Annotated in this window: 13 protein-coding genes; all 13 read right to left on the bottom strand. The window is 45.2% G+C overall.

Translation table 11 applies throughout. The features are described from left to right. Positions 1-131: 131 nt before the first annotated feature. The 13 genes from rhaS to SFC25_RS02465 all read right to left on the bottom strand — a co-directional run bounded on the left by rhaS (position 132) and on the right by SFC25_RS02465 (position 16,505). Positions 132-1,175, bottom strand: a complete 1,044-nt coding sequence (rhaS, locus tag SFC25_RS02525) for a rhamnose ABC transporter substrate-binding protein (protein WP_411213782.1) — start codon at positions 1,173-1,175, stop codon at positions 132-134. Between the two features lie 47 nt (positions 1,176-1,222). Beyond that, positions 1,223-2,227 (bottom strand): ABC transporter permease, encoded by a 1,005-nt coding sequence (locus tag SFC25_RS02520; RefSeq protein WP_411213781.1) that lies wholly within the window; start codon positions 2,225-2,227, stop codon positions 1,223-1,225. Next, positions 2,227-3,246: an ABC transporter permease gene (locus SFC25_RS02515; protein WP_411213780.1), complete on the bottom strand. Its 1,020-nt coding sequence runs from the start codon at positions 3,244-3,246 to the stop codon at positions 2,227-2,229. The genes SFC25_RS02520 and SFC25_RS02515 overlap by 1 nt, the downstream gene beginning before the upstream one ends. Positions 3,247-3,262: 16 nt before the next feature. Beyond that, positions 3,263-4,780, bottom strand: a complete 1,518-nt coding sequence (locus tag SFC25_RS02510) for a sugar ABC transporter ATP-binding protein (RefSeq protein ID WP_411213779.1) — start codon at positions 4,778-4,780, stop codon at positions 3,263-3,265. A 109-nt stretch (positions 4,781-4,889) separates the two neighbouring features. Then, positions 4,890-6,413, bottom strand: coding sequence for a response regulator transcription factor (locus SFC25_RS02505; protein ID WP_411213778.1), 1,524 nt, complete (start codon positions 6,411-6,413; stop codon positions 4,890-4,892). Next, positions 6,379-8,184 (bottom strand): sensor histidine kinase, encoded by a 1,806-nt coding sequence (locus tag SFC25_RS02500; protein WP_411213777.1) that lies wholly within the window; start codon positions 8,182-8,184, stop codon positions 6,379-6,381. The genes SFC25_RS02505 and SFC25_RS02500 overlap by 35 nt, the downstream gene beginning before the upstream one ends. Beyond that, the gene (locus tag SFC25_RS02495) at positions 8,174-9,193 is read right to left on the bottom strand and encodes an autoinducer 2 ABC transporter substrate-binding protein (protein ID WP_411213776.1); all 1,020 of its coding nucleotides are present in this window, start codon (positions 9,191-9,193) and stop codon (positions 8,174-8,176) included. The genes SFC25_RS02500 and SFC25_RS02495 overlap by 11 nt, the downstream gene beginning before the upstream one ends. A 49-nt stretch (positions 9,194-9,242) precedes the next feature. Continuing rightward, on the bottom strand, positions 9,243-10,004 hold the full coding sequence (locus tag SFC25_RS02490; protein WP_411213775.1) for a DeoR/GlpR family DNA-binding transcription regulator: 762 nt from the start codon (positions 10,002-10,004) through the stop codon (positions 9,243-9,245). A 53-nt stretch (positions 10,005-10,057) separates the two neighbouring features. Then, positions 10,058-11,311, bottom strand: a complete 1,254-nt coding sequence (gene rhaA, locus SFC25_RS02485) for an L-rhamnose isomerase (RefSeq protein WP_411213774.1) — start codon at positions 11,309-11,311, stop codon at positions 10,058-10,060. Positions 11,312-11,323: 12 nt separating this feature from the next. Further along, entirely contained in the window at positions 11,324-11,638 is a 315-nt protein-coding gene (gene rhaM, locus SFC25_RS02480) for an L-rhamnose mutarotase (RefSeq protein ID WP_411213773.1), read from the bottom strand. Next, complete coding sequence (rhaB, locus tag SFC25_RS02475) at positions 11,628-13,067, bottom strand: rhamnulokinase (RefSeq protein WP_411213772.1); 1,440 nt, start codon at positions 13,065-13,067, stop codon at positions 11,628-11,630. The genes rhaM and rhaB overlap by 11 nt, the downstream gene beginning before the upstream one ends. An 11-nt stretch (positions 13,068-13,078) precedes the next feature. Continuing rightward, positions 13,079-15,145, bottom strand: a complete 2,067-nt coding sequence (locus SFC25_RS02470) for a bifunctional aldolase/short-chain dehydrogenase (RefSeq protein WP_411213771.1) — start codon at positions 15,143-15,145, stop codon at positions 13,079-13,081. Positions 15,146-15,260: 115 nt separating this feature from the next. Beyond that, positions 15,261-16,505 carry an MFS transporter gene (locus SFC25_RS02465; RefSeq protein ID WP_411214194.1) on the bottom strand — a complete coding sequence of 415 codons (1,245 nt, stop codon included), beginning with the start codon at positions 16,503-16,505 and terminating at the stop codon, positions 15,261-15,263. Between the last annotated feature and the right edge of the window lie 179 nt (positions 16,506-16,684).

The raw sequence follows: 16,684 nt of genomic DNA, 5'->3' as shown, positions 1-16,684 counted from the left end.
CCTCCTCCTTGTTTGTTAGTTCCATGTTATACGCTATAGTTTTAGAAGCAAGCTATATGCTATTCCAATGGTTTTAATTAACTTGATTCATCAAAAAAACCGGGGATTGTTAGCTCCCCGGCCATTTACTATCAATAAACATCCTTCCACTCATCAATATTGGATTTATCAAATTTGAACGGATCTCCAAGCATGATCTGCGTACCATCTCCGTCCTCGACTACTTCTACTTCACCAAGGTCACGCAAATCTACTTTTTCCCCTAGTTCGCCAGTGATGTTGCCTTCGCCTAATTCATATGCTGCATATGCGGCACCTTTACCAACATCAATCGGATTCCACAAGTACATCCAAGGGCTGACACCGCTTTCGATGTAAGTTGCCATTTCACTTGGAAGGCCAAGGCCCGTCAAAGCTATTTGCCCTTCCAAACCTTTGTCTGTGAGCACTTTACCTGCTGCTGCAATACCAACAGTCGTAGGCGCAATGATTGCCTTCAAGTCTGGATAGGATTTAAGCAATGCTTCTGTTTCGGATACACTCTTATCTCGCAAGTCGTCTCCGTAAGCTACTTTTACAAGTTCAATATCTTTATATTCATCTTTTTCAAGTTCCTTCTTCATCCACTCAATCCATGTATTCTGATTCGTAGCCTGGCTCGTCGCACTCAAAACTGCTATTTGGCCTTCGCCGCCGATCATTTCGGATACAGCTTCAATCTGTACCCGCCCGATGCGCTCTGGGTTGGCTTGGTTCACATGGATATCACGACTGGCAGCATTCACTGCTGAATCAACAGACAACACTTTGATACCCTGATCCTTCGCCTTTTTCAATGCTGGCTCCAGTGCATCTGGATCGTTACCTGCTACCGCGATTACATCCACTTTTTGCGTGATCAGCTGTTCGATAATCTGAATTTGCCCTTCCGCAGTTGGCTGATCCGGTGAGCGCAGGATGACTTCTCCTCCTAATTCCTCAATCGTGCTTTCAAAGCCGTCCAGCATTTTTTCACCATACGGATTGCCTGTATTTTTAAATACAAAAGCATATTTCTTCGGTCCGTCGTTTGACTCTCCGCCAGATGCACCACTTGATTCCGGCGCTCCTTGGCTGCAGGCAGCCAGCAATAGTACCAACAGCATCATAGCAAACCATTTGCTCCACTTTTTCATCTCGGTCTCCCCTTCTTATCTATTAGTATCAGCAAGCGCTGGAATACTCACTTTCTTTTTATCATGCCGCCAAGCTTCGGAATGGCGACTGACAGGATAAGCAATGCTCCTACAATGATCAAGAACATTTGACTTGGAAGATTGATAAGTCCAAGTCCATATTGCAAGTAGCCGATGATGAAGACAGCTATGACAACACCGAGCACACGCCCTTTTCCGCCGGCTGTACTGACACCGCCAAGTGCTGCCATCGCAATAATGTCCAATTCATACATGGTTGCTATATTCGGCCGTGTACTGCCCATTCTTGATGTAAGGAAGATAGCTGTTACGGCAGCCAGCAATCCTGCCAGCATGAAGACGATTACTTTGACTTTATCCACCTTGATTCCAGAAAAACGGCTAGCGGTAGGATTGTTGCCGATAGCAAACACCTTTCTGCCGAACGTCGTCTTATGAAGCACGATGCCGAATACAACTGCCAACGCTGCAAATACAATCAGCAGAAACGGTATTCCGAAAACATAACCCCATCCAAAGAATCCGAACCACTCAGGAAAACCTCCTGCTGCCTGATCTTCTAAAATAATGTAGGCAATTCCCCGGTAAAGAATCATGGTGCCGAGTGTAACGATAACTGCCGAAAGCTCTTTGAATTTCACGATCAAGAGTCCATTGATCAGGCCGCAGATAGCGCCTGTCACAAGACAAGCAATGATGGCCAATTCCATCGGCAGGCCAACACTGGTATAAAGTGTGGCCATGACAACAGATGATAATGCGACCGTTGATCCTACAGAAATATCGATATCCCGCATAATCATGATCATCGCCATCGGAAAGACGATCAACGCTTTATCGAGGAAGACCATCGTCCCATCCCGCAGACTCGGATAATTCAGGAAGTAAGGTGACAAATTGCTTCCAAGCAGGAGCACTGCAACCAAAATGACTAAAAGCATCCATTCCCATTGGAAGAAAAGGCGTTTCCAGGAGAACGGCAGATGAGTTTCCAGAGTACGAGGTTGATATGATTGTTTCTTTTGTTCCATCAGCCAGCCCTCCTAAGCAGATGAGTTCTTTCGACACGGCGTTTCACGATGGCATTGACAATCACGGCAAGCAGGATGATAAAGCCTTGAATACCGTTCTGCCAAAAAGGTGATACATTCATAAGCGGCAGTGCATTGTTCAGAATTCCGAGCAATATTGCACCAAGCAGGACACCAGCAAGTTTTCCAGAACCACCGGCAATGCTCACCCCGCCTAAAATACATGCTGCTATGACCGTAAGTTCATAACCCGAGGCTGTATCTCCCTGGGCAGATGCAAACTTGGATACCCACAGAACACCGCACAATCCAGATAATCCTCCCATGATCGTATAAACCAAGAATAAGATACGCCCTTGTTTGATACCGCTCACAGCAGCAGATTGCGGATTGCTGCCGACTGCATAAATTTGCCGGCCCGTACGTGTGTAATTAAGAAAATAAAAGAATACGAGGCAGAAGAGCGCTGCAACCCAGATTAAGTGATTCAGTCCCAGGAAAGTTCCTGTTGCTATTTCCACGAAGCCTTCCGACATCTGATAAGAGCTGACCCATTCCCCGTCACTCACCAAAAATGTAAGACCGCGGAATATGTTCATCAATGCAAGTGTAGCTATGATTGGCAGCAAGCCAACTTTAGCTATCAGGACTCCGATGACCATTCCGCACACAGCACCGATGACGGTACCGATGAGCAAACATAGGAATGGATTTACTGACGGATTGGCTGCCACAAGCTGCGCTGTCAGCATACCGGAAAGCGCAATGACAGCTCCGATGGACAGATCGATTCCCCTTGTGATCAGAACAATCATCATCCCAAGCGACAGGATAACCAGTATGGAGGTATTCGTTGCCATATCAAGGATGTTTTCGCCCGTCAAAAAAGAAGGATTTCGCAGTTGTACCCCGATACATAATAGGACGATGAAGAAAAGCAACCCGAGCTCCCGGAACTGATAAAACAGCGCCAGCGGATTTTTCTTTTCCACTTCTAGATTTTCTGTTTTCATTTCCATTTTGACCCCTCCTTCTTCATCCGCTTTTCTCCTGTACTTGCTCTTCGCCCATTGCTGCTTCCAAAATCATCTCCTGGGTGATTCCCCTGTTAACGAAGTCGGCTGCAATCCTGCCTTCTTTCATCACTAAAATCCTATCGCTCATTCCGAGGATTTCGGGCATTTCAGAAGAGACGAATAAAACGGCATACCCCGCTTCTGCCAGCTGCTGGACGATTTCATAAATGGCTGCCTTTGCTCCGATGTCGACACCTTTCGTCGGTTCATCCAGCAAAATAACTTTCAAGTCCTTGGTCAGCAATTTCGCCACAGCTACTTTTTGCTGATTTCCGCCGGAAAGTGAATTGACCGAATCAAAGATGCTCATTGCTTTGATATGCACCTTTTCACCAAATTCTTTGGCTTGTCGTTTTTCTTTATCACGGTGAATCCAAGTAAAGCTGGATAAATCGGATAGATTGGCTAGCGTGATATTTTTTTCAATACTCCAATCCACGAGCAAACCTTGATCCAAGCGATCCTCCGCCAGGTAACCTATCCCATTATTCATGGCTGCCTGTGGATTTTTATTGCGTATTGCGTTGCCGTTCAGCAGAATTTCTCCCTTTTCATAGTCCGATATGCCGAAAATCGCTTGGCATACTTCGGTTCGTCCAGCGCCAACCAATCCTGTCATACCCAGTATTTCGCCGCTTCTTATAGAGAAGCTGATATCGTCGAAATCACCCAGCTTAGACAGATTTTTCACTTCTAGAACCGTCTCTCCTGCACTCGTCTTTTTATCAGGGAAAATCTGATTGATTTCCCTTCCCACCATTGCGACAATCAATTTCTCATTCGATATGTCTTCCACGTCCCATGTGCCAATGTAGTTGCTGTCGCGCAGCACTGTCACACGGCTGGCTAATCTGTACATATCCTCAAAACGGTGGGAAATGAAAATGACGGAAGTACCTTCATCCCGCAGCTTCTCGGTAATACGATACAGTTCTTCACTTTCTCTTGCTGTCAGTGCTGCGGTCGGTTCATCCATGATGATGATCTTTGCTTTCGTACTTATTGCTTTTGCGATCTCGACGATTTGCTGCTGTGCCACGCTCAGCGTATTCATTTGAGCTTTGGGATCCAAATTGCTTCCCAATTCGCGCAGGAGCTGCCGTGCCTGTTTATGCATTTCCCGCCAATTCAGCGTCTTCCATACAGGATGCCTGATCTCATGATTCATAAAGATATTTTCGGTAACAGATAAGTCGGGATAACTGGTTACGTGTTGATAAATAGCAGCAATCCCTTGTTGCTGAGCTTGTTTGGGATTCTGAAAAGATACTTTTTCTCCCAGCAGAAACATCTCACCTTCTGTCGGCTGATGGACGCCCGTTATGATTTTGATGAAGGTGGATTTCCCTGCACCGTTTTCACCCATCAATGCATGGATTTCTCCTTTCTTCAGCTGGAACTGCATATTGTTCAAAGCCTTCACACCAGGAAAGGCTTTGGATATCCCTTTCATTTCGAGTACATATTCATTTGTCATCTCTTGCCCTCCTTCATCACTGAATGCGCTTACATAAAGAGTATGAAAAAAGTCCCGCTTCGAGAAGGGGACGTCTTTCGGAAAAGGAGGTTATTCTTCTGTTATTGTCTTATCGGTGGAAGCGGCGATATTCAGATGGAGCAAATCCTGTATGCTTCTTGAACAGCTTGCTGAAATACTTGTGATCATGATATCCGACGGAATCAGCTATCATCGTCACTTTCTCATCTGTATCCTCCAGCTTGCGCTTGGCGAGCTCCAGCCGCTGTTTGGTGACATATTGCAGAACAGTTTCTTTGGTATGCTTTTTAAAATAAGCACAAAAATAGGTTGGATTCATGTAGACGTGTGCTGCTACTTGTTCAATCGTTATCGCTTCCTGCACATGATGATGTATGAATGCTTTTGCCCGCTCTACTGCTGTACGATCTGAATGTTGATCCACTCTGTTGCACATCCCTGCCAAATCCTTGGTCCAATTTTCAAAGCCTTGCAGCAATTCAGATGCTGTCAAGGTTTGGCTTGTGTATCTTCCCAACCTCTGAAGCATACGATTGACATCTTTGACCGGCAATCGCTTGCTGACATCATGCAGCATTTCAATACCTGTACTTTGGAATAATGCTGCTGTCGAGTCCAGCTGCCCTGCTGCAAGCTCATCTTTTAATTGGGATAAAGCTGCATCCACTTCATCGAATACAAACTGCTTGAAAGAAAAACGCAACGTATGCAGAATGCTCTGGATGTTAACACCGATCGCCACCGAATAGTGATCTTCTGCAGAAGCTGGCTGTAGCTTTATCTCCATCTGTTCTGCTTCCATTGCCGCAGGCAGCAATTCTAATTCGTGCAGTATTTGTCCTGGAGAAGCTGTTAGCTTGAAAATGGTTTTATGAGACAGAATTCCTGCAAGTTGATCAAAAAATATGGATGGATTTTCTTCTGTATGTACAAGCAAACCAAAGCTTTGTTCTTGGTCCCACCACCACCATATGCTGGAGTCAGACCACTGATTTGACAGCTCTGTCTCCAATATCCGGACAACTGCACTAAGCTCCTGGTGGAAACGAACCGGATCTCGCTTAGCTTTTTGCTGATGGAAGTTTTGAAGCTGCAAACGGCACGTATGATATGTTCCTGATGGGAATATCTCGGTCCATTGTGTATCGGCCAAGCTGTTTTCACTCGGGAGAGCTCGCAGCACCTGTAGTTGCTCATGCTTCTGATTCTCCCGTTCTCGCATATCTTCTATTTCTTGTTTATTTTCATACAGCTGCCGGAGCCGTTCCTGCAGCTGCTGCCTATCGATTGGTTTCAGAAGATAATCGGCAACTTGATTCCGTAATGCTTGCTGCACATACTGAAAATCATCGAATCCGCTCAAAACAAGGAAATCCCCAGAATAACCAGCCTCTTTCAGCTCTTGTATGAGGGTTAATCCATCCATGAACGGCATCTTGATATCAGTTAGAATCACTTCCGCTGTTTTTTTTAGTTTCCATTCATCCAATGCCTCTTGCCCATTAGCATACGCACCAATGATTGTACATTGCGGCTGGGCATTGATGAAACGCTCCAGCCCCATGCGGATTCGATATTCATCTTCGACGATCATGACTTGCAAATTCTGCATCAAAACTTCCCCTTTCCGATACATGACGAAATGGCAAGTAAAGCCGTACAGTCGCACCCTTTTGATTGTTCTCCAGTGAAACACCATAGTCATTTCCGTACAGCATTTTGATTCGATTGGCAACGTTGCTTAACCCATAATGCGCAGATTTTGAGGTTATTCCCGGTTCCAGACTGAGCTCTTGTTCCAGCTCCGTTTTAACTGCCGGGTCAAAGCCTGGTCCATCATCTTTTATGGTCAGTATGAGCATATCGGGTGTTTCGTGGATCTTGATATCAATGTGAATGGTTGTCTTTGTTTCCAAACCGTATTTTATACTGTTTTCGACAATTGGCTGGAGTATGAATTTCGGAACCTGTACTTCCGCTGCTATGTTCGGGTCATCGGCCTTCCACGTAAGACGGTCATGGAAACGGAATTGCTGAATAGCCAGAAAATCTTCAACATGCCTGATTTCCTCCGCAAGCGAAACAAATTTGACACCATTATCCAAGGAATAGCGCAGCATCCTGCCAAGCGTCGTAATAATATCGATGACTTCCTCCTGTTCGCCTGCTTCCACCGCATAATTGATCGTTTCAAGTGTATTAAAGATAAAATGCGGATTGATTTGAGTTTGGAGTGCGTATAATTCAGCTTCCTGCTGTTTTAGCTTGATCATGTAATTCTTTTGAATCAAATCGCGGATTTCAACGATCATGTGATTATAGCTCTCCGTCAGTCTGCCAACTTCATCTTGTTTGGTTACTGGCAGTGTTTGCTGGAACTGGCCACCCTGGACACTGCGCATGTTTTCTATCAATCGCTTGATTGGCTGCGAGACGTTATAAGCAACAAATGTGTACAAACACACACTGAATAAAATGAACAGCAAAAAAAGAACAATAGAGACAGTCCGGGTTTGCTGCTGTTTGGCAAAAAGCTTTTCTGTAGGTATCTCATAAATCAAAGCATAATCCTGCTGTATGGCTGGCGTGATACCGATGAGTTTTCCATCCTGCAGAAAACTTCCATTTTCAATTGGATAAAAATTGTCCGGAACAACTTGGTCGCTTTGCTCATGTTTCGAATCATAAGCTATTCTCCCGGATGACTTTTCCAGAAGCATGATTCTTGCTGCATTATGCTCTTTGATTGTACCGGTGATGCGGTCGACAAATGCTACATCCAATGCCAAAAACATTGTACCAAGATAAGCTTGGTTATCACGGTCTTGAAGTGGTACCCCGATCAACAGATAATCAGCATTATCCTCGAAGACGAGGTTTGTATCCTGCGGAAGAAGGATCATGCTTCCTTTTTCCAGCTCCAAACTCTGTCCGTAAACAGCTGCTTCACTTTTTGAAAAACCGCTATAATTCTTAGTTGCCGCTGCAAAAACCCTGTTTTTAGAGAAGACGAAAACACCAAGCAAATCCGAAGAACTGCTATGAAGGAAGCTGCTGGAAAGATACCGCTCCATCTCGTATTGCTGCTGCATTGCTTCCGCATGCGACTGGAAGCTATCCTCTCTCAATATCTCTATCATTTGCTGTGATTGGTAGAGTCTCTCAGGCATATTCGTCACATCCTGCACATTACGGTCTATTTGCTGACTTGCTTGTTCCAGCATTTGTGGTACAAGTGCTCCGATCTGCTCTTCTGCTGCTTTTGTATATGCTGTATAGATGAAAAACCCGAGAAGCGCGACCGGTATAATGGTAAGCAAAGTATAAGAAAGCAGCAGTTTATTCATCAATGTAAGATTGCGGAATTTCTTTTTAAAAATCATATTGATCCACATTCTCCGCCGTAAAATCTATTGGTTCCCCCATAATGATCTGTTCTCCCTTTACTTGGACCCTCCCCACACCTTCTATGAGCATACCGTCCTCAATCACTGTTCCATCTTGCATCAGCTTGGCAATCATGACAGTCAAGTAACCAAGTTTCTTTGGGCTCCATAAGGTGATGCCTTGGACATCACCTTCTTTTAAGTGCGCATTCATGTCACGCGGAGATGCCAAGCCGACTATAACGATTTCATCCGTTTTATTTTCTTCCTTCAAAACAGCCGCTGCTGCTGGCGGCCCTAGTGATGCAATCCCGATGATTCCTTTTAAATCCGGATAAGCTTCCACCAGTCTTTTTGATTCTTGATAGGCTGTGACAGGATTATCATTTGTATAAGCCACTTCTCGAAGAATTAGATTTGGATAATAAGATCTGTTATGCTGCTTGATATAATGCAGCCACTCTTCTTGATTGAGCGAAGAATGTGACCCTGAAAGAATGCTATAGTCGCCCTCCTCGCCCATTTGAGCAGCGAGACTGTCCAGTAAATGCTCTCCAAGCATTTCAGCATCCACCATATTGATAAAATAGTCTCTTGCTTCAGGATGAGCATCCGCATCCCATGTCAGGACTGTAATGCCCTGCCGTCTGGCTTCTGCCAGTACAGAAGTCAGTCGATCTGGATCTATGACACTTACTGCTAGTACATCGATCTCTTGTTTTATAAATGTACGGATGATTTCTTCTTGCTGAGCAGGATCTGCTGTTGTTGGCCCTTTGAAGTGAACAGTAGCCCCAGATGATTTTGCCGCTTCTTCCACTCCCGCTTGTACAGCTTGGAAATACGGAATATCCATCACTTTTGGAACAATAGCTATATCAATTTGTTCCGTTTGCACTGGATCGGCTTCAGACGGCGGCGTTTCCTGGACATAGAGTATTTCCTTTTTGTTGCAAGCGCTTACAAAAAACAACAAAATAAGCAGGATAACTGATTTCTTATACATAGTATCATCCTTAGCAACCCCGCAAAGCATAGCTTTACGGGGTCGTTGATTAGTTCACTGCTTGGAACTCCATGTTTTGTTTTTCGAAATAGCTTCTTGTGACTGCATCGATCCCTATATCTGTGTAGACCTTTGAAATTCGTGCAAGAGCAGTGATGGTCGCAAACGACCGCTTTCCGAATTTACTTGAATCAGCCAGCAAAATGGTCTGGCCTGCTATCTCGATCATTTGTTTCTTGACGATAGCCTGCTCTTCATTAGAATCACTCAATCCATGCTCAAGATGCACACTTTTACACGAAAGGAAGGTTTTATCCACATAATAAGTCGTTAAGGACCTCTCCGTCAGCGGTCCGACGAATGATAAAGATTTTGATAGCAGCTGCCCACCGAGCGAAATGACTCGTATTTGATCCTTCGTACTGCAGGCAAGCGCCACCTTGATACTATTTGTGATGATCGTGAGGGGCCTGTTTGGCAATTCCTTCGCCATATACCATGCAGTCGTACTGGCATCGAGTATGATCCGTTCGCCAGCCTGGATTTCCGAAACTGCTGCTTTGGCAATTGCCTGCTTTTCCTGCATTCGCATCACTTCACGCGCTTCATGGGCAATCTCTGTTGCACCTTCTTCTATGCGGACTGCCCCGCCATGACTGCGATGCAATAGCTGTTCCTTTTCAAGCTTCTCAAGGTCACGGCGTATCGTCTCCTCTGTCACATGAAAGAGAGAGCTGAGCTCGGTAACCCGGACACTGGTCCGCTCGTTGACCAGTTCTACGATCTTCCTTTGTCTTTCTGCAACTAACATCCCTTTTCCTGCCTTTATCACGTTTTGATTATAGTGTAGCATAATCTAACGTGTTACCGATGAGCCATTTCGTTTCTTTCATACTCCTGGACATGCTGCAGCCAAGCTGTCCCGCGCGGCACTTGCATCTCCTGACAGAAATAATCCCAAACCGCGCCGAATGGATAACTCTTCAACTCTTCCATCAACATAAGCCTTTCCGTGAATTGTCCCTTTTCTTGATATTCCTTCAGCTCTGCATGCGGCGTCAGCAATGCATAAAGAAGAGCCTTCTGCATATTACGAGTACCAATTACCCAAGCCGCTACACGATTGATGCTGGCATCAAAGAAATCCAGACCGATTCTTATCGTATCAAGCGTATCATTACGAACCAGCTCATGTGCAATCTCCTTCAGCTCGTCATCAAAGGTCACGACATGATCGCTGTCCCAGCGCACCGGCCGTGATACATGCAGCGCAATTTTATCTGTAAATGGAAGCATACCGCTAAGCTTATTCGAAACTGTTTCAGTCGGGTGATAATGGCCGGTGTCCATCAGCAGGTGCTTGCCGCGAGTCAACGCATAGCCCATGTAAAATTCATGGGAGCCGACTACATAGGACTCTGAGCCGATGCCGAACAGCTTGCTTTCCACAGCATCAATGTTGTAGTTTTCATCAATTTCAACAGCAAAGATCTGATCAAGTGAACGTTTGAGGCGTTCCCTTGGCGTCAGGCGATCACTTGGGACATCCTTGTAGCCATCGGGTATCCAGATATTTGTAAGGCTCGCTGTGCCAAGTTCTTTTCCGAAATACTCGCCGATCCGCCGGGAAGCGATACAGTGCTCTATCCAGAACTGACGTATTTCCTCATCCGGGTGAGCGAGAGTCAATCCATCAGCCGCTTTCTCGTGGGAAAAGATCGTCGGATTGAAATCCAGACCAAGATCGTGTTCTTTTGCCCATTTGACCCAATGGCGGAAATGTTCTGGCTTGATTTCATTTCGCTCTACATGCTGTCCATCCGTTTCTGCGTAAATCGCATGCAAATTGATACGATGCTTGCCCGGGATAAGACGCAATGCCATTTCAAGATCTGCTCGCAGTTCCTCCGGAGTTTTCGCTTTACCAGGATAGTTACCTGTCACATCAATTCCGCCGGACAGCTCATTCTTCTGTACTTCGAAACCGCCTATATCATCCCCCTGCCAGCAATGAATACTTATTGGTACCGTTTTCAATTTATCCAACGCAGCTTCCACATCGACTCCCAATGCTTCGTACATCGATTTTGCCAGTTCATACGCTTTAATGACTGTCATATATATTCCTCCTCAATCTAAATGAAATACTTCCTTCACTTCTTCACTGACTGGACTATGATCAGGATTCGTCTGCATGATATCCTGCATATATGTCCACCATCTCCGGCACACTTCTGTTTCAGCTATACTTGCATGCTTTTCTTCTGATTCCGCCTCTAAATAAGCAAATAACATAGCAGTCGGTTCATGGAGGAAGATACTGTAGTTGCTGACACCATGCTCCTTCAAAACTTGTTCCATTTCAGGCCAAAGGTGATTATGGCGTGCTTTATACTCATCGAATTTATCACGGTAAACATACATGACACTAGCTTTACGAATCATGGACTGTCCTCCTATTATTCTCCGTTATATCCTGGCTGATCGGTTTGAAAGTCTCGACAGGGAACGATTTTCGGATAAGCTGTCTTCCAGCATCCAAGGATTCCAACTCGCCAGCAGCAATCATTTGCACAATCAAATTTCCAAGAGCTGTCGCTTCTGTAGGTCCGGCAATAACTTCCACTCCGCTGTAATCTGCTGTCAGCTGATTCAGTACCTTATTCTGCGAACCGCCGCCGACAATATGAAGCGTTTGAATGCTCTCTCCTGTCAGTGCTTCCAACTCCTCTAATGCTTCACTGTAGGCAATTGCTAGATTATGAAATACTGTCAAACTGAGATCCCCTACACTATCGGGTACAATTTGAGCCGTTTCCCGGCAATAATCCTGAAGTTCTTCAATCATATTATCCGGCTTTAAAAATCTTGCATCATTCAGGTTTACTGAAGGTACTTGTGTGAGATCAGCTTGTTTTGCGGCTTCAACCATTTCACCAAAATTATAGTCAACAGGATATACTCTTCTGATTTCCTGGATCACCCACATACCGATGATATTTTTCAAGTATCTATATGTGTTGTTGATGCCCCATTCATTCGTAAAATTCTTCTCTAAACTGCTGTCTTCAAGGATCGGCTGCTTTCGTTCAGTCCCAATCAGGGACCAGGTGCCGCTGCTAAGGTATGCCCATTCTTTCCCGCTCGCAGGCACCCCCGCGATTGCAGAAGCTGTATCATGGGAACCGACAGCAATGACAGTACAAACGGGCAAATCGTACATTTCATTGAATGTATCTCGAAGTTCACCAAGTATAGTACCGGCTTCAATCAGCGGAGCAAATTGCTCAGAGTGAAAGCCTGTCAAAGCAAGCAGGTCAGCATTGAAATCCTTGGTAATTGGATGCAATAGCTGCATCGTAGAAGCATTGGTAGCTTCCATCACTTTTTTTCCAGTAAGTCTGTAGTGCAGATAATCAGGAACCAGCAATATCGTATCGGTTTTTTGTATCAGCTCCTCACTTTCTGTGAAGAGCTGATAAATGGTATTGAATGACTGATACTGGATACCGGTTTTTCGATAGATTTCAGTCTTTGAAACCTTTTCCCACACCTGTTCCATCACACCATCTGTCCGGGAATCCCGGTAAGCGATCACATCACGCAGCCGCTCACCATCCTTCCCTAACAATACATAATCCACTGCCCATGTGTCGATTCCGAGCGTACAAGATGTAATACCCTGCTGCTTGGCAATCTCCAGACCTTGCAAAATCTGTTCTTCTAAATGATCAATATCCCAGCAGTGGTGGTCTCCTTGCTTCTGGTAGCCATTTGCAAAACGGTGTATCTCCTGTATGACGAGCTTTCCGTCTTTTCGTTCACCAGAGACAAGACGGCCGCTAGACGCTCCGATATCAACCGCTATATGCATAGGATATCCCCCTATCTAGTGAAGGCAGCCGGTACGCCGCCGTCCACTGTTATCATGCAGCCAGTTGTCTTTAGTGCTGCATCTGAGGCAAAGAAAGCAATAGACTCCGCTATATCACTTGGATAGATATTCACACCAAGCGTTGTCCGTTTGCGGTAATGCTCTTCCAGTTCATCGGGTGAAATGTTATAAGCAGCTGCCCGCTCCTCACGCCATTTGGAGCCCCAGATTGCTGAGCCTTGGAGCACGGCATCAGGCAGTACACCATTTACCCGAATGCCATAGCTGCCTCCTTCTGCAGCAATACATCTAGCCAAATGCATTTCCATCGCTTTCACTGCACTGTATGCTGCTGCATTTTTACCGGCATACACACTGTTTTTAGATCCGACGAATACCATGCTGCCGCCAATTCCTTGCTGCTTCATCAATCGGAAAGCTTCACGGGCAACGAGGAAATAACCTGTACCTAATACATCCATATTAAGCTGCCATTCTTTTAATGTTGTTTCATCAAATGGACTGCTTGTAGCAAGACCTGCATTATTGACGATATGATCTACTCCGCCAAACTGCAAAACAGCTGTTTCAAAGGCTTCGGCAATAGCATTTTCATCCGTCACATCCATTTTGACGGCTATTGCACGACCCGCTCCGTACGTTTCGTTTAACTCTTGGGCGACCTTTTCCGCCCCTTCGAGATTGATATCTGTCACAATCGCATGCGCACCGCCTTGAAGGAATAGGCGCAATGTTGCACTGCCGATACCGCCAGCTCCTCCTGTAACAAGAACCACTGAGCGGCTGAATCTTGCTTCTGGCGGCGCCAAGGAAAGCTTATACAGCTCAAGCGGCCAATATTCCACTGCAAACGATTCTGCTTCAGACAAGGAAACAAAGTCCCCGAGTGCTGTTGCTCCTTTCATCACCGCAATCGCACGGTGATACAGGGCAGCACTGATATCAGCTGCTTTTTTGTCTTTGCCTGTTGTCACCATTCCTACCCCAGGGATGAGCACTACTCTTGGTACAGGCTCGAACATGACATCGCCCTCGGAGGCAAGACGATTGAAATAATCCTCGTAATCTTTAGCAAAGCTCTGGATACCTTCTTCGACTTTTTGCAGCAATTCCTCTGCATTGTCAGCAGACGGGTCGAATGCAATGTACAAAGGCGTACGCTTTGTATGTACAAGGTGATCCGGACATGCCGCTCCTACCTGACTCAGCTGCTGAGCTTGTTCGCTGTTCACAAATTCCAGCACATCTTCGCTGTCATCGAAGCTTAGGATCATCTTCTTATCTCCACTCACTGCACCTCTAATAGCTGGCATGACTTTCTTAATTAGCTGATGCCGTTTCTCTTTATCAAGAGCAGCTGTTTTTTCTCCGCCGAAAGCTTTTGTTTCCGATTGCTTTTGATTAATATAATCCTCTGCTTCGTTAATTACAGCTATCGTGCGATCATAGCTCTCTTTCGCTGTCTCTCCCCACACAACCAAACCATGCTTCTCCATCAGTACAAGCTCTGCCTTGGGATTTGCCGCTACTGCTTCTGCAATCATCTTGGATAAAGTAAATCCAGGTCTGATGTAAGGAACCCAGACAAACCGCTCACCGAAGATCTCTCTCGCAATTTCCTGTCCATTGTCTGCACAGCATAAGCTGATGATGCTGTCAGGATGAGTATGGTCAACATGCTTGAATGGAAGGAACGCATGCAGCAGTGTTTCGATAGAGGCACGCGGATGACTTGCATCAATCATGCATTGACTCAAGTATGCGACCATCTCTTCATCTGTCATGGATTCTCTTTCGATCAATGGACGTATATCCTCCATTCGCAAGCCTGTGAAGTTATGCGCACCCATTGTTGCCAAATCAGATCCGCTGCCTTTAACGTACATAACTTCAACCGGCCGGCCGCGGAAGTCTTCAACCGTTGTTTTCATTGATGTATTTCCGCCGCCCCAGTTACAAACAGAACGGTCACTCCCAATCAAGTTGGAACGGTAAACGAGTTCACCTAGTCCTTCAAATTGGTTAGCATTTGATTCATTCCATTTATTCTGTACCAATTCTACCACTCCTTTTAAAGGTGATGAAGCGCTTTCAAATTATAGAATCATTATACAATATAAATCCTGACTTTTGTGTATTTATCTTTATTTTTATTTGTTTATTTTTGTTTCATTAATTTCTTGCCTGACGCGCTCTTTCTACTGCACTTCCATACCGTTCTTCCTGTATTTCTTCCAATGACTTTCCTCTTGTTTCAGGCGCCATAATTAAACCAACTATCGCTGCGATAACAAGGAATCCGATCATAATTAACCCTGCTGCCTGGAATCCAAGGGAACTGATCATCAAAGGAACAACAAGTGAAATCAATCCTACCGCAATTCTCGCTAAAGCAAAGATAAAACCTTGTGCCTTTGCCCGATAACGTGTATGGAACAGCTCTCCAGCCCAAAGCCCATAAAATGCCTGAGCCCCGAACCCAGCTGCAACACCCCATAAGACAACAAATGTGAATAGCTCGATCATACCCATACCACCAAACGTAAGTACAAGCCAAGCAGCAATACCCATACCTGCTCCTATTCCATAAAGAAGCTTACGATTCACTCGGTCACCGAGCTTAATGAAGACAAAATAAGTAGCTGCAACAGTTAATGTCCAAAGGAAGCCTTGCAGCAAGTTAGCCTGTGAGGCAGATAAGCCGCCGACCGTTTCGTAAATATAAGGCATGAAATAGCCCATGACCCCTGCAACCAGATTCCAAAACACATAGATGCCAACAAGCAGGACAATCGCTTTGAGATTTGCCTTGACCGTAAACAATTGTTTCCACGAAACGTCTTGCTTTCCTTCTTCTCTTCGGCTTTTTTCTTTTTCTTCCGTCCAGATGGTTGACTCATTGATCTGCTGCTGCATAATCCATGTGATGAGAGCTACAACGAAGAGCTGCGCAAAAATAATCCGGCTGCCAAGCAAACCTAAAGGAGCCAATAAAACAGATAAAAAGAGGGTGATTGCTGGTCCAATCGACCAAGCAAACTGGCCCCAGCCGACTCGAGCAGCCCTCTCTCCTTTCGGCGCTTCTTCTGCTATGTATGTCCAAGCAGCTGGTATAGCCGCTCCAACAGCAATCCCTGTCACCACATAGCCGACGAGCAGCATCGGGAAATTGAAAGAAAACGTAATAAGCAAAATACCAAACATGTACACAAGCAGATCATACTTATAGATGAATTTTCTGCCGAACTTGTCCACCAGAATACCACCTAGAAATGCACCGATCGCAGATCCGAAACCATTGGCACTCAAGGCGCCGAGCAAACCCAGCTTTGCATCATTCAAATTCAGGTACTCCATCCATAATGTCAATCCGCCAGCTCCGGCAACAATCGAACCCGCTTCCAGATAGTTGGACATCGCAACTGTAATTGTAGCCTTTAAACTACCTTGTTTTGCTTCCACTGCTTTTCCCCTCCTATGTATTTAAATGGATGTAAGCCCATTAATAAAGCGCTTACAAAAACTTCATGACTGGATTATACACTATAATGTTTTGTTTGTCTTTATTTGTCTTTATTTATTTTGTTTTACTTATA

Source organism: Terribacillus saccharophilus (assembly GCF_046592595.1).
Taxonomy (GTDB): Bacteria; Bacillota; Bacilli; order Bacillales; family Amphibacillaceae; genus Terribacillus; species Terribacillus saccharophilus_C.
Note: the sequence above shows the minus strand (reverse complement) of the source record. Positions and strands in the feature narration are given on the sequence as shown.

What these genes read in the sequence shown, in the direction of transcription:
- rhaS (WP_411213782.1), bottom strand. Translation starts at nt 1,175, where the DNA reads ATGAAAAAGTGGAGCAAATGGTTTGCTATGATGCTGTTGGTACTATTG.
- SFC25_RS02520 (WP_411213781.1), bottom strand. Translation starts at nt 2,227, where the DNA reads ATGGAACAAAAGAAACAATCATATCAACCTCGTACTCTGGAAACTCAT.
- SFC25_RS02515 (WP_411213780.1), bottom strand. Translation starts at nt 3,246, where the DNA reads ATGGAAATGAAAACAGAAAATCTAGAAGTGGAAAAGAAAAATCCGCTG.
- SFC25_RS02510 (WP_411213779.1), bottom strand. Translation starts at nt 4,780, where the DNA reads ATGACAAATGAATATGTACTCGAAATGAAAGGGATATCCAAAGCCTTT.
- SFC25_RS02505 (WP_411213778.1), bottom strand. Translation starts at nt 6,413, where the DNA reads ATGCAGAATTTGCAAGTCATGATCGTCGAAGATGAATATCGAATCCGC.
- SFC25_RS02500 (WP_411213777.1), bottom strand. Translation starts at nt 8,184, where the DNA reads ATGATTTTTAAAAAGAAATTCCGCAATCTTACATTGATGAATAAACTG.
- SFC25_RS02495 (WP_411213776.1), bottom strand. Translation starts at nt 9,193, where the DNA reads ATGTATAAGAAATCAGTTATCCTGCTTATTTTGTTGTTTTTTGTAAGC.
- SFC25_RS02490 (WP_411213775.1), bottom strand. Translation starts at nt 10,004, where the DNA reads ATGTTAGTTGCAGAAAGACAAAGGAAGATCGTAGAACTGGTCAACGAG.
- rhaA (WP_411213774.1), bottom strand. Translation starts at nt 11,311, where the DNA reads ATGACAGTCATTAAAGCGTATGAACTGGCAAAATCGATGTACGAAGCA.
- rhaM (WP_411213773.1), bottom strand. Translation starts at nt 11,638, where the DNA reads ATGATTCGTAAAGCTAGTGTCATGTATGTTTACCGTGATAAATTCGAT.
- rhaB (WP_411213772.1), bottom strand. Translation starts at nt 13,067, where the DNA reads ATGCATATAGCGGTTGATATCGGAGCGTCTAGCGGCCGTCTTGTCTCT.
- SFC25_RS02465 (WP_411214194.1), bottom strand. Translation starts at nt 16,505, where the DNA reads ATGTCCAACTATCTGGAAGCGGGTTCGATTGTTGCCGGAGCTGGCGGA.